This is a genomic window from Methylobacterium tardum (assembly GCF_023546765.1).
In the GTDB taxonomy this organism is placed as follows: domain Bacteria; phylum Pseudomonadota; class Alphaproteobacteria; order Rhizobiales; family Beijerinckiaceae; genus Methylobacterium; species Methylobacterium tardum.
This window is the reverse complement of record NZ_CP097484.1, coordinates 657,078-675,548: the sequence shown is the minus strand read 5'-3', so window position 1 is coordinate 675,548 and position 18,471 is coordinate 657,078. Positions and strand designations below refer to the sequence as shown.

12 protein-coding genes and 2 pseudogenes are annotated in these 18,471 nt (G+C 70.8%); 8 read left to right on the top strand and 6 right to left on the bottom strand.

Translation table 11 applies throughout. The annotated features are described in order from the left end of the window. Window positions 1-20 precede the first annotated feature (20 nt). The gene (locus M6G65_RS03290; RefSeq protein ID WP_250104201.1) at window positions 21-1,697 is read right to left on the bottom strand and encodes a methyl-accepting chemotaxis protein; all 1,677 of its coding nucleotides are present in this window, start codon (window positions 1,695-1,697) and stop codon (window positions 21-23) included. Window positions 1,698-1,873: 176 nt separating this feature from the next. Here M6G65_RS03290 and M6G65_RS03285 point away from each other — a divergent pair. Further along, a pseudogene (locus tag M6G65_RS03285) lies at window positions 1,874-5,312 on the top strand (SbcC/MukB-like Walker B domain-containing protein). A 69-nt stretch (window positions 5,313-5,381) separates the two neighbouring features. Here the strand turns inward: M6G65_RS03285 and M6G65_RS03280 are convergent. Then, on the bottom strand, window positions 5,382-5,597 hold the full coding sequence (locus tag M6G65_RS03280) for a hypothetical protein (protein WP_192708701.1): 216 nt from the start codon (window positions 5,595-5,597) through the stop codon (window positions 5,382-5,384). Window positions 5,598-6,000: 403 nt separating this feature from the next. Here M6G65_RS03280 and M6G65_RS03275 point away from each other — a divergent pair, with 403 nt between their 5' ends. From M6G65_RS03275 to M6G65_RS03265, 3 genes are read left to right on the top strand one after another with little or no spacing between them, the layout of a single operon-like run. Further along, window positions 6,001-7,131, top strand: coding sequence for a S1C family serine protease (locus M6G65_RS03275; protein WP_238198076.1), 1,131 nt, complete (start codon window positions 6,001-6,003; stop codon window positions 7,129-7,131). Continuing rightward, window positions 7,128-7,376, top strand: a complete 249-nt coding sequence (locus M6G65_RS03270) for a hypothetical protein (protein ID WP_238198074.1) — start codon at window positions 7,128-7,130, stop codon at window positions 7,374-7,376. The genes M6G65_RS03275 and M6G65_RS03270 overlap by 4 nt, the downstream gene beginning before the upstream one ends. Before the next feature lie 3 nt (window positions 7,377-7,379). Further along, on the top strand, window positions 7,380-8,141 hold the full coding sequence (locus M6G65_RS03265) for a DnaJ domain-containing protein (protein ID WP_238198072.1): 762 nt from the start codon (window positions 7,380-7,382) through the stop codon (window positions 8,139-8,141). A gap of 89 nt (window positions 8,142-8,230) precedes the next feature. On the opposite strand, the gene M6G65_RS03260 is transcribed toward M6G65_RS03265, so the two are convergent. Then, the gene (locus M6G65_RS03260; RefSeq protein WP_250103564.1) at window positions 8,231-9,700 is read right to left on the bottom strand and encodes a D-alanyl-D-alanine carboxypeptidase; all 1,470 of its coding nucleotides are present in this window, start codon (window positions 9,698-9,700) and stop codon (window positions 8,231-8,233) included. A 542-nt stretch (window positions 9,701-10,242) separates the two neighbouring features. Between M6G65_RS03260 and clpS the strand changes: the two genes are divergently transcribed. The 4 genes from clpS (at window position 10,243) to M6G65_RS03240 (ending at window position 14,890) form a co-directional block, all read left to right on the top strand. Further along, a complete protein-coding gene (gene clpS, locus M6G65_RS03255) occupies window positions 10,243-10,629 on the top strand; it encodes an ATP-dependent Clp protease adapter ClpS (protein WP_192708797.1) in 387 nt (128 codons plus the stop codon). Window positions 10,630-10,666: 37 nt separating this feature from the next. Next, the gene (gene clpA, locus M6G65_RS03250) at window positions 10,667-13,150 is read left to right on the top strand and encodes an ATP-dependent Clp protease ATP-binding subunit ClpA (protein WP_250103563.1); all 2,484 of its coding nucleotides are present in this window, start codon (window positions 10,667-10,669) and stop codon (window positions 13,148-13,150) included. Window positions 13,151-13,241: 91 nt separating this feature from the next. Continuing rightward, a complete protein-coding gene (locus tag M6G65_RS03245) occupies window positions 13,242-13,526 on the top strand; it encodes a hypothetical protein (protein ID WP_192708695.1) in 285 nt (94 codons plus the stop codon). Between the two features lie 50 nt (window positions 13,527-13,576). After that, on the top strand, window positions 13,577-14,890 hold the full coding sequence (locus M6G65_RS03240; RefSeq protein ID WP_250103562.1) for a flavin monoamine oxidase family protein: 1,314 nt from the start codon (window positions 13,577-13,579) through the stop codon (window positions 14,888-14,890). 47 nt (window positions 14,891-14,937) lie between these two features. Here M6G65_RS03240 and M6G65_RS03235 read toward each other — a convergent pair whose 3' ends face one another. The 3 genes and pseudogenes from M6G65_RS03235 to egtB form a co-directional block, all read right to left on the bottom strand. Beyond that, window positions 14,938-16,002, bottom strand: a complete 1,065-nt coding sequence (locus M6G65_RS03235; RefSeq protein WP_250103561.1) for an adenylate/guanylate cyclase domain-containing protein — start codon at window positions 16,000-16,002, stop codon at window positions 14,938-14,940. Between the two features lie 37 nt (window positions 16,003-16,039). After that, on the bottom strand, window positions 16,040-17,029 hold the full coding sequence (egtD, locus tag M6G65_RS03230; protein ID WP_238198060.1) for an L-histidine N(alpha)-methyltransferase: 990 nt from the start codon (window positions 17,027-17,029) through the stop codon (window positions 16,040-16,042). 18 nt (window positions 17,030-17,047) lie between these two features. Beyond that, a pseudogene (gene egtB / locus M6G65_RS03225) lies at window positions 17,048-18,315 on the bottom strand (ergothioneine biosynthesis protein EgtB). Window positions 18,316-18,471 lie beyond the last annotated feature (156 nt).

Below are 18,471 nucleotides of genomic sequence, written 5' to 3'. Positions count from 1 at the left end.
CCCCGCCCACCGGTTTCCGCTCAGGCCGCCCGGACGGTCGCAAGAAAGCGCTCGACCTCGCTGCCGAGATGAGCGGCCTGGCGGGCCATCTCGGAGGCCGAGGCCAGGACCTGGGCGGCGGCCGCGCCCGTCTCCTCGGCGGACCCGGCGACGCCGCTCACGTTGGCGGTGACAGCGTCCGTCCCGGTCGCGGCCTCGGCGACATTGCGGACGATCTCCTGAGTCGCCGCGCCCTGCTCCTCCACGGCGGCCGCGATCGAGTTCGCCATGCCGCTGATCTCGCGGATGCGCCCGGCGATCCCGTCGATCGCCTGGACGGCCTGCCCGGTCGAACCCTGGATCTGCCCGATCTGCGCGGAGATCTCGGCGGTGGCCTTGGCGGTCTGGTCGGCGAGCGCCTTTACCTCGGAGGCGACGACCGCAAAGCCCTTGCCCGCCGCGCCGGCGCGCGCCGCCTCGATGGTGGCGTTGAGCGCCAGCAGGTTGGTCTGGCTCGCGATGGCGGAGATCAGGTCGGCGACCTCCCCGACCCGCCGCGCCGCCGCACTCAGTTCCTGGACCAACTGGGCGGTCGCGCCGGCCTCCTGGACGGCGGCCTGCGCGAGGTCTGCGGAGGAACCGACCTGGCGCCCGATCTCGTTGACCGAGGAGCCGAGTTCCTCGGCCGCGGCGGCCACCGTCGTCACGTTGGTCGAGGCCTCCTCGGCGGCCGCGGCCGCGCTGGTCGACTGGCCGGCGGTCTGCGTCGCGGTCGCGGTCAGGCTCTGGGCGGTGGCCTGAAGCTGGGTCGCCGCGGCGGTGACGGACCCGACGATGCCGCCGACGCTCGCCTCGAACCGATCGGCCAGGTCCCGCGCGGCCTGGCGGCGCTGCGCCTCGGCGCCGGCGCGGGCGAGCGCGGTCTCGGCCTCCAGGGCCCGGGCATGCAGCAGGTTCTGCTTGAACACGTCCACGGTCGCCGACATGTCGCCGATCTCGTCCCGCCGCTGGGCGAAGGGCACTGCGGCCTCCGTGTCGCCGTCCGCGAGGCGCCGCATGGCCTGCGTCATGGCCGCCAGCGGGCGCGACACGCCGACGAAGGCGTAGAGCATCGCGCCGAGGGCGATCAGCACGGTGACGACCAGGATGGTCACGGTGGCCTGGACGGCTTCCGTCTGGCTCTGGCGGGCGACCTGCCCGGCAGCCGCGCCGGTCTTGATATTGAGATCGGCGAGGGCCCGGGTGGCCGTCGAGGCCGCCAGATAGTTGGCATTCATCGGACCGCGGAAATAGGCGAGCGCCTGCTCGTGCGCATCGGCCGGAAAAGCCCGCAACCGGTCCCAATCCTTTTCCTGGGCCGCGAGCTTGGTCAGCAGATCCTCGTAGATGGCCTGCTCCTCTTTCGAGGCCACCAAGGCGCGGTACGCCTCAACCTTCGCTTGGCGGTTGCGGGTCATCTCGTCCGCATTCTTCAGGCTCGTGTCCCGCTCGGCCTGCGTATCTGCCGTGACGTATCGGAACTGCCACAGTCGGGTCCGAAGCACGAAGGCATTGATGGCCTGGGCCTCGTTGATCGACGGGACGGCGTTGTCGAGAAGCTCCGTCAGTCGCTGATCGACCGCCTGCATCTTGTACAGCGTGACGCCGCCCTGGATCATCGCTGCGAGGAGCAGCATGATGAACAGGCCGCTCAACTTCGTCTTCAGGCTCAGGCGCATCGATCGAGACCGGGTCATCGGGCGAGATCCCAGCGGCATGAACAAGTTGTGCTAAAATTGTCATAATTTGTGGTCGTGTCCCGCATCCGGGCGGCGACCCGGTCGGCTTGCATACGCGGCCGATCCCGGCCAACTGGGCCGGCCGAATTCCTGCCAACGGTCCGACGCCCCGTCTCGTGTACGTCCTCACCGACATCGCCATCTCGAACTGGTACCTGATCCGCCGCGAGCAGATTCGGCTGCGCGGCGCGGCCGCGCTCGTCGGGCCGACGGGCGCCGGGAAGTCGGACGATTTTCGACGCGGTCGGCACGGTTCTGGCCGGCAACAATGCCAGCCGTCTCGCCCTCAACGCCTCGGCCTCAGGCCGCAGCGCCCGCACGGTGCGGGACTATTGCCTGGGCTGGATCAGCGACCCGGCGGAGGGCGGTCGCCCGACGCGGGAATCCTGCGAGACCGTGCTCGCCCTCGTGTTCGAGAACCCCGAGTCGGGGCGCGTGGTCACGGTCGGGCTGGCGCTGGCGGCGCGCGCCGTCGAGCCGAAGGAGACCGTGCTCTCGCGCTTCATCGCGGTCGGGCACCGGTTCGAGATCGCCGATTACGCCCGCACCGCCCCGGGCGGCAGCTACACGGCGCCGTGGAGCGAGATCGCCGCGGACCTGCGCGCCCGGGCATCGAGCTTCACGGAATACCGCACCTCCGGCGAGCGCTTCACGGCGGACATCCTCGCGACCCTGCGCGAGGGCGCGCTGGCGCCCGAGCCCCGCCATTTCCTGCGCAGCTTCGCCAACGCGGTGGCGTTCAAGCCGATCTTCGACACCAGCGCCTTCGTGCGCGCCTTCGTGCTCGACCCGGAACCGCTGGACGTCGAGCGCGTCCGCCTCTCCATCGCGAACTGGCGGCGCCTCCTGGAGACGATCGCCGAGCTGGAGACACGCCTCGGCCGCCTGCGGCGCCTTCGGGACCGTTACGAGGCCTGGAGCGAATCGGTGCTCGCCGCGGCGACGCACGACTTGCGCGCAGCGAGCGCCGAGTTGCGCCGCCGTAGCCTCGACCTGATCGCCGTTCGTACGCGCCTGCGCGAGGGCGCCGATACCCTGCGGATTGCCCGGGAGCGTGTCGCCGCGAGCCGCGCCTTCGTGCGCGAGATCGATGGCGAGATCGCCGAGAAGAAGGCGCTCGCCGCCGCGAGTGCCGCGGAGGGGCGGCTTGCCGCCTCGACCCTCGGCCTCTCCATGCTGGAGCGGGACCGCAAGGAACTCGCGGGCCGGATTGCCGACTTGGTCGGCCTCGTCGGTCAGATGGGCAAGCTCCAGGCGGTGGCCCCGATCCTGCGGTCGTCCAGCCCGCAGGCGGCGCGGCTGGCCGAGGCCTGTGCCCGGGCCGGCCTGCGCAAGGAATCTTCCCGGAGGAGATCCTGCGCCCCGACGGTCCGCTGGCCGAGCTTGTCGACGGGCTGGCGCGGTTGCCCGATTTCGGACGAGGCGCTGGAGCGGGCCGCCGAGGACGCCGCCCTCAAGGCGCGCGCCCAGGAGAGCGAGGCGGAACGCACCGCGCCGCGCACCGGTGCCGGGCCGACGGCGCGGCTGTCCTCCGACACGGTGGCGTTCCGCGGCGAGCTGGAGCGGCGCGGCATCACGGCGGTGCCGATCTGCGAGCTGGCCGAGATCGCCGATCCGACCTGGGGGCCGGCCCTCGAAGCCCTGCTCGGGCGTGCCCGCGAGGCGCTGGTGGTGGCGCCGGACCGGCTGAACGAGGCGCTCGGCGTCCTGCAATCCGGCCGTGATCGGTTCCATCGCTGCATCCTGGTCAAGACCACCGACACCGCCAAGCAGCGGGCGCGCCGCTACGATGACGGGCCGCTCACCGTCATCGAGACCAGCGACCCGCACGCGGAGGCGTTCCTGGGGGTGCGGCTGGGCGGCTACGACCTCGCTCGGGACGATGCTGAGCTCGCCCACCTCGCCCGCGCGGTGGCGCCGAGCGGTCGCACCACCGCCGGCATGGCTTATTCGGTGACGCGCAGCGTCGACCTCCTGATGACGCGCGGCCAACGCGGGCCGACCGCCGACAGCCGCCGTGCCCACGAGGTGGCGGTCGCGGAGGCGCGTCGGCTGCGCGGCGAGGCGGCGGTGCTGCGCGAGGCGGCCCGCACGGCCGCTGCGATCCGCGCCCGCATCGCCCGGGGTCTCGACGACATCGACACCCTGCGGACCGAGATGGACGGCCTGGATGGGCGGCGGCGAACCCTTCAGACAGAGCGCGAGGGGATCGAGAAGCACGACACCGCCGGGCTCACCGCCGAGATCACCGCGCTGAGTGCGGAGCGCGCCGGCTACCTGCGCGAGTTGTCGGAGGAGCTGGAGCCGAAGCTCGACCGCCTGCTCGCCGACGAGGCGGCGCTTCGCGCCCGGCTCGGCCCGGTGCGTGAGGCCACCCGCGCAGCCCTGGCGGCGCGGCGCGCGGCCCTGCGCCAGCTCACGGGCGGCGATGCCGCCCGGGTGCGGCTCGCGCGCTCCGAGGTGTTCGATGTCGGCATTATCGCCGAGGCACGCCGTGCTCTCGCGGGGCTCGACGCCAAGGCCGCCGGGTCGCGGGCGACCACCGAGCGCACGCTGGCCCGGGAGGCGGCCGACGCCGCCCGGTCACATGGCCGGATCGCCGAGCGGGAGCTGGCGGAGGCCTGCGCCGCCTGGCGGGTCGAGAACCCGCTCAATGCCGGAGATGCGCCCGCGATCGATGGGTTCGCCTGGGTCCGGCGGGAATACGAGGCCGTGGAAGGTCACGAGCTGCGCCGCTATCGCGCCCAGGCCGAGCGGGCCGAGACCGAGATGCGCCGCCTCATGACCGAGGACCTGCTGACGCGTCTGGCCGACCGGTTCGAGCGCGTCCACGCCAAGCTCGCGGCTTTGAACGAGCGTCTCTCGGCCCGCAGCTTCACCGGGCAGACCTACGCGTTCGAGGCTGCGGTGGACCGCCGCTACGCCGCCGTCCACGCGCTCGCCATCGAGACGGCCCGCTCGCCCGAGGCCGCCCAGGCGCTGTTCGCCGGCGAGGCCGAGGGTCCGATGGCGGCGGCGCTTGAGGAGATCACCGCCCTGATCGCCGGCGCGGAGGATGCGGCGCGGCTCGCCGATTACCGCAACTACTTCGTCTACGAGATCGGCATGCGGGACCGGGCGGGCAACCGCACCACCATGTCGGCCCGGGCGCTCCGCGGCTCGGGCGGCGAGGCGCAGGCGCCGTTCTACGTGGCGATCGCGGCCTCCCTGGCGAGCGCCTACTATCCCGGCGACCGGCCGGGCGACGAGAATCCGGGCCTGGGCCTGTGCCTCCTCGACGAGGCGTTCTCGAAGCTCGACGTGCGCAACAGCCAGGCGCTGGTGGACCTCTACCGGGCGTGGGGGCTGCAACTGCTGATCGCGGCGCCCGAGGACAAGCGCACGACGCTCACCGAGGTGATGGACACCATCGTGACGGTCTACAAGAGCCCGGATCTCACCTCGGTCCGGATCGAGGCCGAGCATCCGCTCGAGGCCGCCCGGCGGGCGCTGCACGCGATCAATCCCGACCAGGTCGGGATCGAGGGGTTCCGCCACTCAGACGCGGCGGAGTGAGCCCCGGGGACCCGGGGCGGCGCTTGCGCTGCCATCCCCGGTATCCCCGTTGCTCGACCGCTGGGGTCGTCAGTTCAGGTAGGTGCGGATCCAGTTCGGCGAGAGGATCTCGCCCTCTTCGGTGATGATCCAGGGCTGCTTGGCCGGGTCGGTCAGGGCGCCGGCGGCGGCGGCGATTGCCTCGCGCAGCGTGTCAAAGCGCTCGGGCTGCGCGAGCGGGGCGCTCGCCGGGGCCGTGCGCCAGATCGTCAGATCCGCGGGCCGTTCCAGAGCTTCGGTTTCCATGTGTACGCGTCCTTCCGAACCGTTTTGGACCGTTCAGATCACCGCCGTCGGCCTGAGCCGAGACGCGGCGGGGATCGATGGTCTGAGCGTCAAAGCAAGCATCTCTGCGGCAGTTTTGCGATCAATTCGGGCGGAGTTCGAAGCCAGCATCCGGTGCACAGGCACGAGGAAAGGCTGGGTCCGGTGTTCCATCGCCGTCTTGAACACATCCGAGCTGCCGTGGACTTGCGAGAATTGTGGCTCTCGAAAGATGACCATTCCGTTAGCCAGTTTGCGCCGCTCGCCGACGTGCGCCAGAACACGTCTGAGGCCTGTCGGCAGCGGCGCCTGTCTGTGTTGACGCCCTGAAGCTGAACGCGCACTTAAGACCCGCGCCCGCCCCGGGCCTTCCCTGGAGACACCCGTGCCGGATCGTACCGTGCGCATCCTTCTCGCCGCGGTCCTGGTCCTGATGGCGCTCTATGTTGTCCAGCCCTACCTGCAGCCGCTGCTCTACGCGGCCAACACGCCCCGGGCTGTAACCGCGCGCGGCGATCTCGCGCAGTCGGAGAAGGCGACGGTGGCCCTGTTCGAGCAGGCGAGCCCGTCGGTGGTCCACGTCTTCGCCCAGGGTGCGGCCCAGAACCGCGACCTGCTTGACCTCGATGAGGACGGTGGCGAGCAGGGCAACACGCAGACCGGCACCGGCTTCGTCTGGGATGGCGCTGGCCATATCGTGACCAACACGCACGTGGTGCAGAACGCCGCGCAGAGCGGCGGCTCCGTCTCGGTCCGCCTCAGCGACGGCGCGGTGGTGCCCGCGACGCTCGTCGGGATGGCGCCGTCCTACGACCTGGCGGTCCTGCAGCTCGGGCGCGTCGCGAACATGCCGCCGCCCCTGGCGATCGGCACCTCGGCGGATCTCAAGGTCGGCCAATCGACCTTCGCGATCGGCAACCCGTTCGGCCTCGACCACACGCTGACGACCGGCGTGATCAGCGCCGTCCGCCGCCGGATGCCGACCAGCGAGGGGCGTGAAGTGTCCGGCGTTATCCAGACGGATGCGGCGATCAATCCCGGCAATTCCGGCGGCCCGCTTCTCGACTCCGCCGGCCGGCTGATCGGCGTCAACACCGCCATCGTCTCGCCGTCGGGGGCGAGCGCCGGGATCGGGTTCGCCATTCCGGTCGACGTGGTCAACCGGATCGTGCCGGAGCTGATCAAGGCGGGACGCGTGCGCAATCCCGGCATCGGCATCATCGCCGCCCAGGAGGCTGCCACCGCGCGGCTCGGCATCGACGGCGTGGTGATCGTGCGGGTCCTGCCCGGGTCGCCGGCGGCCCAGGCAGGCCTGCGCGGCGTCGATCCCCAGACCGGGGACATCGGCGACGTAATCGTGGAGGCCAATGGCCGCCCGGTCCATCGCCTGGCCGATCTGACGGCGGCCATCGAGTGGGCCGGTCTCGGTGCGCCCGTGACGCTGAAGGTCGAGCGCGACGGCCGCATCCGGCAGGTGCGGGTCACGACGGCGGATGTGGCGGAGAACCGTCGATGAAATCCTCTCTCCTCGCTCTTCTCGTCGGGCTGACGGCCGCGGCCGCGCAGGCCGGCGAGCGGCCGGTGCGGTCACGCCTGTGCCCGGAGAACCTGCCCGAAGGCGTCCGCCTGCCGCCGCAGCCCGGCTGTGACGCCATCGCCGCCAAGCCGAAGTCGCGGCGTGACGGCGTCTACGATTTCGGCAACGGGACCACCGTGCAGATCGGCGGCCGGGCTTCGGCCACGTACGGCGCGCGGCGCTGAGCGATGGCGCTGCTTGCCGGCCTGCTCGCCTGCCTGACGCTGTGGTGGCTCTCGAAGAGGAGCGACGGTCTCGGTCGGCGGCTGAAGCGCGCCTTCGGCCAGGGGTTCGGTGCCGCCCTCGGCCGGGCGCAGCTGCCGACCTTCGGCGCCTTCGCGCTCCTGGCGGCGGGCTTCCTGCTGCTCCGGGGAAACCTCGTCCTCGCGGCGCTTCTCGGTCTCGGCGGCGTCTGGCTGATCGAGGGGCAAGCCTCGATGACCGAACGGCTCCGCCGCCTGGTCCGGCCGGCTTCCGGCCGTGACCCCCGCGCACCTCAGGACCGGCGCGTCCGCACGGTTCTGATCGACGCGCTGCTGCACCCGGACGGCAGCCTGCGCACCGCGCAGGTCCTGTCCGGGCCGGATATCGGCGCGCGGCTCGAGGGTATGCCCACCGGTGCGGTGGTCGAGCTGCTGCGGCTCTGCCGCCAGCGCGACGCTGCGGGCGCCGCCCTGCTAGAGCCGTATCTCGACCGCCGGGCGCCCGGATGGCGTGTAGACGCTGAGCGCGATCGAGACCCGCGGCCGGGCCGTCCGCCGAACCCAGGGGCGATGACGCAGGAGGAGGCGTACCAGGTCCTGGGGCTTCAGCGCGGGGCGACCGCTGAGGAGATCCGGTTGGCCCACCGGTCTCTCATGAAGCGCGCCCACCCCGACCAGGGCGGCAGCGCCGAACGGGCGGCGCGCGTCAACGCGGCCCGGGACAGGCTTCTGAACCGACATCGCTAAACTCCACGCGCGTTGTCAGAGAGTTACCGTATGCAGCCGCGGGCCAACTCAGCCGCGGCTTCACCGTATCGGCGCGGCTTGGGGCGCCGTCAGCTCCGGGTCGCGAAGCAGCTGAAGCCGCTGCGCTTCAGGGCCGAGCAGGCCTCCTGGGCGGAATCCTGCTCGGCGAAACCCGAGAAGCGGGCGCGGAACAGCGTCGTGCCGCCGTGCTCGACCTTGACCGTGTAGGGGGCCGCCTTGGCGAGGCTGCCGCCGACCTTGGCGCGCGCCTCCGAGAGCATCGACCGGGCCTTCGTCTCGTCGTCCATGGCGCCGAGCTGGATCACCCAGGCGGTGGGCACGACGCGGGCACCGGAGACGGCCTTCGGCGGCTCGTCGCGCTCGACCGACGCCACCCGGGCGGCCGACTTGGTCGCGCCCGGGAAGGGCGGCTGCGCGCTGCTGGCGCTGGCATAGGCCTGCGCGGCCTTCGGGATGCCCTGCGGGCCGGGCTTCCAGGTGCCGCCGGGCGTGGTGGTCTTGGACGGGGCGAGATCGAGGGGCTCGCCGGTCGTGCCCGTGGTCTCGACATCCTCGTCGTCGGCCGAGGCGACCTGCGTGCGGGTTCGCGAGACCGCGTCGGCGACGACCGCCGGGCGGGCGCGCTCGGCAACCTCGGTGACCGGTGGCGCGGTGCGTGCACCGGCGTAGGCCCGCGGCAGGCTGGAGCGGACGAGGTCGGCCATGATCCGGTCGCGGCTGGCGCCGGACTTTCCGCCGAGCACGATCGCCACGATCTGGTGGCCGTCGGACTTCGCGGCGGTCATCAGGTTGAAGCCGGAATCGCGGGTGTAGCCGGTCTTGATCCCGTCAACGCCCTGGACATTGCCCAGCAGATGGTTGTGGTTGCCGATCACCCGGCCGCGGAACGCGAAGGAGCGCGTCTGAAAGTAGCGATAGTAGTGGGGGAAGCGGTCCTGGATCGCCCGGGCCAGCAAGGTCAGGTCGCGGGCGGTTGTGAGCTGATCCGGGTCCGGGAGGCCCGAGGCGTTGGCGTAATGCGTCCGGCTCATGCCGAGCGCGTGCGCCTTGGCGGTCATCATCTGCGCGAAGCGCTCCTCGGAGCCGGCGATGTTCTCGCCGATGGCGCAGGCCACGTCGTTGGCCGACTTGGTCACGATCGCCTTGATCGCGTCCTCGACCGAGATGGTCTGGCCGGGACGCAGGCCGAGCTTCGAGGGTGCCTGTGCGGCGGCATGGGCCGAGATGCTCAGCTCGGAATCGAGGGCGAACTTGCCGCGCTCCATCTGCTCGAACAGCATGTAGAGCGTCATCACCTTGGTGATCGAGGCGGGATGGCGCAGGGCATCCTCGTTGACCGCGTGCAGGGTCTTGCCGCTCTTCACGTCGGCGACCATCGCGGCGTAGGGCGGATTGTAGCCGCCGCCGGTGCGCGCATGGTGATGGTGGCGCCCGCGCCGGGCCTCGGCCGGCGAGGCCAGGGCTGTCAGGACCGCCGCGGCCGCGAGGGCGGCCGGCAGCACGGGGATCGTCCGGGAGCGGCCTACTACGCTACGCATCACGCCTGATTGCCTCGCGAAACCGGCGCGCGCCGGTCATGTCCCCTGGTGGCCCGCGCTGGTCGCGTGGCCCCGATGCATCATCGGAGAGTTAGGCAAGTGCAGTTACAGGCCCGTTAATGCGATCGGCTCGAATGCCGGATCGTGTCGATCCAGCGGTCGCTTATTGTCCTTACCGGTCGTGGCTTGACGCTGGCTGACGCGGCGCACAAATTTGTATCGGGCCGCCGGGGCCGGCCTGGCTGGGCCAGTTGCGGTCCGGAGATCGGGCATGCAAGCCAAGCTCGGCCGCGCTCGCGAGCGCGGTTTGTCGCCCGCGTTCGGGCCTGCGCGGCTCCGGCGCGTCGGGCATGCGCGGCAAACCTTCCCGGACGGGCGGACAAGTGCGCACAGGCGTCTGGCGAAGTCGGCTCACCGTCTGTAGATTAACGGAAGCGGAGCCGAGCGCCGCTCCCGGCGAGGCCGAGACAGACGCGGCTTTTCGGGCTGGCGACGCCCGCTCCAGTTGAGGGATCGGTTCGACGCACATGAGACAGGTCCCCATGCAGGGCACCGCGAGTTCCACGAAGGGTCACTGGCCGGCGCGCATCGCGATCACGGCGTCCGGGTCGCGCGCGCCAGGCGGTGACGACCGCTCCAACACCGCGATCATCACCCGTACGAAGCCGCGGACCAAACGGCCGAGCCTCTACCGGGTGCTCCTTTTGAACGACGACTACACGCCCATGGAGTTCGTGGTGCTGGTGGTCGAGCGGTTCTTCAACAAGAGCCACGAGGATGCCTACCAGATCATGATGCACGTGCATCAGAACGGGGTCGGCGAGTGCGGGGTCTTCACCTACGAGGTGGCGGAGACCAAGGTGACGCAGGTCATGGACTTCGCGCGCAAACACCAACATCCTCTCCAGTGCGTTATGGAAAAGAAATAGGCGCCGCTCGCGGTAGGCACCCACACAGAGGCCAGCTTTGCCAAGCTTCTCACGCAGCCTAGAACAAGCTCTCCACCGCGCCCTGGCGCTCGCGGGAGAGCGCCGGCACGAATACGCGACGCTGGAGCACCTCCTGCTCGCCCTCGTGGACGACCAGGACGCGGCCGCGGTGATGCGCGCCTGCAATGTCGAGATCGACACGCTCAAGCGCAGCCTCGCCGACTACGTCGATACCGAGCTGTCCAACCTCACCGGCGACGGGCGGCAGGATGCCAAGCCCACGGCCGGGTTCCAGCGCGTGATCCAGCGCGCGGTGATCCACGTCCAGTCCTCCGGCCGCGAGGAGGTGACGGGGGCGAACGTGCTGGTGGCGATCTTCGCCGAGCGCGAGAGCCACGCCGCCTACTTCCTGCAGGAGCAGGACATGACCCGCTACGACGCGGTCAACTACATCAGCCATGGCATCGCCAAGCGTCCCGGCGCCTCCGAGTCGAAGCCGGTGCGCGGTGCCGAGGACGAGGGCGCGGCCGAGCGGCCGAGCGACGAGGGGGATCCCCGCGGCGGCGCGAAGAAGAAGGGCGACGCGCTGGACGCCTACTGCGTCAACCTCAACAAGAAGGCGCGCGACGGCAAGATCGACCCGCTGATCGGCCGCGAGACCGAGGTCCAGCGGACGATCCAGGTGCTCTGCCGCCGGCAGAAGAACAACCCGTTGCTGGTCGGCGATCCCGGCGTCGGCAAGACCGCGATCGCGGAAGGCCTGGCGCGCAAGATCATCCAGCACGAGGTGCCGGAGGTCCTAGCCGACGCGACGGTGTTCTCCCTCGACATGGGCACGCTGCTCGCCGGGACCCGCTACCGTGGCGACTTCGAGGAGCGCCTCAAGCAGGTGATGAAGGAGATCGAGGCGCACCCGAACGCGATCATGTTCATCGACGAGATCCACACGGTCATCGGCGCCGGTGCGACCTCGGGCGGGGCCATGGACGCGTCGAACCTGCTCAAGCCGGCGCTGGCTTCGGGCACGCTGCGCTGCATCGGCTCGACCACCTACAAGGAGTACCGCCAGTACTTCGAGAAGGATCGCGCCCTGGTGCGCCGGTTCCAGAAGATCGACGTCAACGAGCCGTCGATCCCCGACACGATCGAGATCGTGAAGGGCCTGCGCCCGTACTTCGAGGAGTTCCACAAGCTCAAGTACACGACCGAGGCCGTGAAAGCCGCGGTGGAGCTGTCGGCTCGCTACATCAACGACCGCAAGCTGCCCGACAAGGCGATCGATGTGATCGACGAGACCGGCGCCTCGCAGATGCTGGTGCCGGAGGCGCGCCGCAAGCGCACGATCGGCATCAAGGAGATCGAGGCGACCATCGCCACGATGGCCAGGATTCCGCCGAAGACCGTCTCCAAGGACGACGCGGTGGTGCTCCAGCACCTGACCGAGAACCTGAAGCGGGTGGTCTACGGCCAGCCGAACGCCATCGAGGCGCTGACCTCGGCGATCAAGCTGGCGCGCGCCGGCCTGCGCGATCCGGACAAGCCGATCGGCTCGTATCTGTTCGCGGGCCCGACCGGCGTCGGCAAGACCGAGGCCGCCAAGCAGCTCGCCTCGTCGCTCGGCGTCGAGATGCTGCGCTTCGACATGTCGGAATACATGGAGCGCCATACGGTGAGCCGCCTGATCGGCGCGCCCCCCGGCTATGTCGGCTTCGACCAGGGCGGCCTGCTCACCGACGGGATCGACCAGCACCCGCATTGCGTGCTGCTGCTCGACGAGATCGAGAAGGCGCACCCGGACCTGTTCAACATCCTGTTGCAGGTCATGGACCACGGCAAGCTGACCGACCACAACGGCAAGCAGGTCGATTTCCGCAACGTCATCATCATCATGACGTCGAATGCGGGCGCCTCGGATCTGGCGAAGTCGGCTTACGGCTTCACCCAGAGCAAGCGGACCGGGGACGACGTCGAGGCGATCAACCGGCTGTTCGCGCCGGAATTCCGCAACCGTCTCGACGCGATCATCTCGTTCGGCCACCTGCCGAAGGAGGTCGTGGCGAAGGTGGTCGACAAGTTCGTCCTCCAACTCGAGGCGCAACTCGCCGACCGCAACGTCACGATCGAGCTCTCGGACGAAGCCCGGGACTGGCTGGTGGAGCACGGCTACGACGACGCGATGGGCGCGCGCCCGATGGCCCGGCTGATCCAGTCGACCATCAAGACGCCGCTCGCCGACGAGGTGCTGTTCGGCAAGCTGAAGGATGGCGGCGCGGTCCGGGTGATCGTGCGCAAGCCGGAGGACGGCGAGGCCAAGGCCGGCGCCAAGGACAGCCTGGGCTTCGAGTTCCCGGCCGGTCCGGTGACGCCCAAGCCCGAGAAGGACGTGACCAACGTCGCCAAGCGCCACAAGCGCACAAAGCCCCGCACCGCGGCCCGGAAGAAGACTCCGAAGGACAACAAGGGCGGCGGCGGTTCGGGCGGCGTCCGGACCGTGCCGAAGGTGCCACTCGTGCGCGCCTAATGGTCCGCACGGCGATCGGCGGCCTTCCGGAGTAGAAGCCGCCGGTCTATGACCGCCGCGACGCGCAAGCGCCGCGGCGAGGAGGCGCCCGATGACTGACAATCTGCACGAGGGCCCCCTCACCCCCGTCTCGCAGCCGGCGCCCCCGAAGAAGCTGACACGGCGCGAGGAACGCCGCCGTCGCCGCCAGCGGCGTCGGCGGGGCGAGGAGGTACTCGCCTGGATGCTCGTGCCGCTGATCTGCTTCGGCCTCTATTGGGGCATCAACGCGGGCTTCAACTTCTTCGGGACGTCGCCGGGGCAGGTCTGGGACCAGCTGATGCAGGTCAAGGCCATGATGGAGAAGCGCTCGGGCACGCAGGGCGCGCGCGGTTAGCGCGTCCTTCCGCGTCCGGTGGATCCAGGACGTTTCCGAGCAGAGGCGCCATGAGGCCGGCTCAGCCGACACCCACCCGACGCGCGATCATCGCCTCCACCCTGCTGGCCGCACCGGCCCTGCGCGCGGCCGCGCGGGGCGGGACCGTGGTGATCGTCGGCGCCGGTTCGGCAGGTCTCGCGGCCGCGGCCGCGTTGCGCGCGGCAGGTCAGAGCTTCACCCTCGCCGAGGCGCGGGACCGGATCGGCGGACGCGCCTATACCGACCGGGCGCTCGGCGTGGACTGCCCGTTCGACGCCGGGGCCGAGTACATCCACTGGGCCGAGCACAATCCGTGGGCGCCGATCGCCCGCGCGGCCAAGGCCCGCTTCGCCCGGGAGGACGGCTGGGCGCGCACCCTCACGATCGACGGGCGCCCCGCGACCGACGCGGAGAAGGCGGCCCGGCGCGCCGGCTTTTCCGGCCTCGACGCGCTGCTGGAGCCGAAGGGAGGCGATCCGTCCCTGGCCGAGGCCGCCCGGGCCGGCGGCCGCGATGCCGAGCTGGCAGCCGCGGGCCTGAGCCGGCTCTCCCTGGGGGAGGATCCCGAGCGGGTCTCGGCTGTCGATTACGACCGCCTCTGGTCGGGCACCGACCTCTGGGTCGACGGCTACGGCGACTTGCTGGCGCGGCACTTCTCGGACCTGCCGGTCAGTCTCGGCTGCCCCGTGCGGGCGATCGACTGGTCCGGCCGGGAGGTCCGGGTCGAGACGGCACGAGGCACCCTGTCGGCGGCCGCCGTGATCGTCACGGTGCCCGTGGGCGTCCTCAAATCCGGGGCGATCCGGCTCACGCCGAAGCTTCCCGACGGCGCGCAGGCGGCTCTCGATGGGCTGCAGATGGGCGCCTACACCAAGGTCGGCCTGCGCCTCGACCCGACGAAGGTCGATCCGACGGCATTCGGCGATGCGGTCTCGATCGCGACCGGCGGCCCGACGCTGTACTTCGAGATGGGCCCGTTCGGCCGGTCCCTGGCGGTCGCCAATCTCGGCGGCGACCTCGCCCGCGACCTGTGCCGCGCCGGCGAGGCCGCGGCGGTGGCGCTGGCCACCGAACGCCTCGGCGCCGTCCTGGGCGAGAAGGCCAAGGGTGCCGTGCTGGCGGGCCGGCTCGCCGGCTGGTGGACGGATCCGCACGCCTGCGGATCGTACGCGATCGTCGCGCCCGGTCACGCCGCGGCCCGCGACCACCTGCGCGAGCCGGTGGGCGGGCGGCTGTTCTTCGCCGGTGAGGCCCTGGCTGGCGGCGGAGCCATGACGGTCGGTGGCGCGACCCTCGACGGCGAGCGCGCCGCCCGCGATGTGCTGAAGGCACTGGGCGCCTGATCGTGTCTCCCGCCAGGGGGTGGGATGGCTACCCCCGTTGGGACGTCTCAGCCCGCGACCACCTGGCTCTGGATCGGCGCCACCGACGCGGTGACGGGCGCGCGGCGTCGGACAGAAGCAACGGTCATCGGCTCCTCGCGGCCCCGCAGGGCGTGGGCGCCGAGATCCTCCGCGACAAGATCCGCCGGCAGCGGGCCGAGCCGGCGCAGGAGATCGGCCGACACCAACACGTGGACGCCGAGCGTCTTGGACAGTGCCTCCAGCCGGGCGGTGGTGTTCACCACATCGCCGAAATAGGCGATCTTGTGCCGCTCCAGACCGATCTCGGCGGTGACCACCGGGCCGCAATGGAGGGCCGCGCGGAATTCCGGGACCTGCCCGAACCGGCGCCGCCACGCCTCGGACTCGGCGGCGAGGCGCGCCGCGAAATCGAAGACGCAGCGGAGGCACGCGGCGTCGCGGGTGCCCCGCTCCATCGTCCAGGTCACCAGCGCGAGGTCGCCGATATAATCGCCGATGGAGCCGCGCGTCTGCGAGACCGGCAGCGCCAGCGCGTTGAACACCTGCCCGAGATAGGCCTGGGCCTCACGGTCACCGTAGCGGTCCGCGAAGCGCGTCGAGCCGGTCACGTCGAGGAACAGGAAGATCCGCTCCTCGCTGATCGGGCGGTGATACCGGCCGATCAGCAGGTTGGCGAACACGCCCGGCCCGATCAGGTCGCGGACCCGGAACACGAACACCACGAGCGCCGAGATGCAGAGCGCGTAGAGCAGCCCGGTGTCGGTCATCAGCATCGCGTTGCGCTCGCTGTACATGAACCGGAACAGGCGGTTCAGCACGGTGCTGGCGGCGGCATTGCCGACGATGATCATCGCGACGTAGATCGCCACTGTGGCGAGCAGGAACAGCGGCGTGGCGAGGCTCCGGACGCGCTCGCGCAAAGCCGGCGCCAGGAGCCGGCGCTCGTAGAGCATGATCGGCGTGCCGATGATCGCACCGCGGATCGCCGCGCCGGTCAGCGGGCCGACCTCGAAGATCGACCCGTAGACCAGGCCGGCCAGGGCGCCGAGGGAGGGCGCCACCACGTAGAACCAGGGCGGTCTGAAACGCACCGGCGCCTCCTCCGCGGCTCCGCTCGCCCGCGAACCCTCAATCCAGCCGGAGCGCGTGGACCGAGAACAGCCCCTGCGGATCGGTCCAGACCTTGAGCCAGGTCCAGCCGGCCCGCTCGGCGAGGGCCTGGAAGGTCGCGACCGTATACTTGTAGCTGCTCTCCGTGTGAATCGTCTCGCCTTCCGCAAACGCGAAGGTGTCGGAGCCGACGCGCACGTCCTGCGCGTTCCGGGAAACGAGATGCATCTCGATCCGTGAGGCCGACGGGTCGAACACGGCGCGATGGGTGAAGGCGTCGAGGTCGAAGCGGCCGGCGAGCTCCCGGTTGATCCGGGTCAGGAGATTGAGGTTGAAGGCTGCCGTGACGCCGGCGGCGTCGTCATAGGCACGCTCCAGCGTCGCGGTGTCCTTCACGAGGTCGACGCCCACGATCATGTGGGCGCCCTCCCCCAGGATCCGCCCGAACCGGCGCAGCAGGCCCTCGGCCTCGGCGGGTTCGAAGTTGCCGATGGTCGAGCCGGGGAAGAAGCCCGCCCGCGGCAGGCCGTCGAGGCTCTGGGGCAGGTCGAAGTCGCGGGTGAAGTCGGCGACCACCGGCTCGACCCGGAGTTGCGGCAGGTCCGCCTTGAGGGCCTCGGCCTGGGATTTCAGGAACGTGCCGGACACGTCGACCGGCACGTAGGCGGCCAGCGTATCGAGATGCTCAAGGAGACGGCGAAGCTTCACGGTCGAGCCGCTGCCGAACTCCACCAGGGCGGCGTGCGCCGGCAGCAGCGCCGCGATCTCCGGACCGCTCCGGTCGAGGATGCCGATCTCCGTCCGGGTCGGGTAGTATTCCGGAAGCCGCGTGATCGCCTCGAACAGGTCGGAGCCGGCGGCATCGTAGAAGTATTTCGGCGACAACGCCTTCTGGGGCCGGGACAGGCCCGCCCGGACATCATCGAGGAAGGCCAGCGCGGCCGTTTCCGGCGCGGCCGTGTCGAGGGCGACCGGTGCCGCGTCGGGGAAGGTGGGCTTGATGGTCAAGAGTGCCTCCGGGGCGCGTCAGGCGGCGTCCGCGAGGCGCAGGCCGGTGAACTGCCAGCGCTGGTGCGGATAGAAGAAGTTGCGGTAGGGCAGACGGGCATGGCCCTCGGGCGTGGCGACGGACGAGCCGCGCAGCACGAATTGGTTGGCCATGAACTTGCCGTTGTACTCGCCGAGCGCCCCCGGCAGCGGGCGGTAGCCCGGATAGGCGAGGTAGGCGCTCCGGGTCCATTGCCAGACGAGGCCGAACGCGTCCGGCAGCTGGCCGTCCCGGGCTGCGACCTCCCACTCGAACTCGGTCGGCAGGAAGCGGCCCGCCCAGCGGGCATAGGCGTCGGCTTCATAGTAGCTGATGTGGGTGACGGGCGCGTCGAGCGCCACCGGGCGCAGGCCGCCGAGGGTCATGGTGGCCCAGCCGTCCCCGTCCCGGCGCCAGTAGCCCGGCGCCTCCCAGCCCTCGCCCGGACCGGCATACCAGCCGTCCGAGAGCCACAGCTCGGGCTTGGCGTAACCGCCGTCTTCCATGAAGGCGAGCCATTGCCGGTTCGTGACCAGCGCCCGGTCGATCCGGCCGGCCGCGATCAGCGTCTCGTGGCGGGGCGACTCGTTGTCGAACGAGAACCCCTCCCCCTCATGCCCGATCCAGGCAATGCCCCTGTCCAGGCTGACCTGGCCGGGCCGCGCGGCGGCGTCGGGAAACCGCCGGCGGGATCGTAGGCGGGGCTGAGCGGGTTCTGCGCGAAGGCGTGGAGGATGTCGGTGAGCAGGAGCTCCTGATGCTGCTGCTCGTGGAAGAGGCCGATCTCAAGGATCGGCAGCACCGCCTCCAGGGCGCGCTCGGAGACCTGACTGAGCAGGCTCACCACGGCCTGATCGACATGCGCCCGGTAGGCGCTCACCTCCGCCATGGTCGGGCGCGTGATCAGGCCCCGCTGGATGCGCGGCTGACGCGGGCCGGCTGCCACGTAGTACGAGTTGAACAGGTAGTGCAGCCGCTCATCGAAGATGGCGTAACCCGGCAGGTGCTCGCGGAGCAGAAATTGCTCGAAGAACCACGTGACGTGCGCGCGATGCCACTTGGTCGGGCTGGCATCCGCCATGGACTGGACCTGCTGGTCCTCCGCGGAGAGCGGCTCGGCGCGACGCTCGGTCTCGTGCCGCACGTGGCGGAACGCGGCGATCCAGGCGGCCCGGTCGATCGGTCGAGCGGTGACGGTGGGCGGCGGGAAGGCTGGCGCCCCCTGCTCGCGCGCCCCCTTCGGGCGCAGTGCGGCCGTGGCTGCCATGACGATTGTCCCCCGTTCCGGGCACGACGCGGAACCATTTCCTCGATTCCGAGCCAGCGCGCAGAAGATATGTCCCGGTCGTGGTCAGACAACCTCTGCAGATCGGGAAGCCTGGCCGGCGCGGTCCTGTGCGTCTTCGCTCCGCGGACGCCGCGG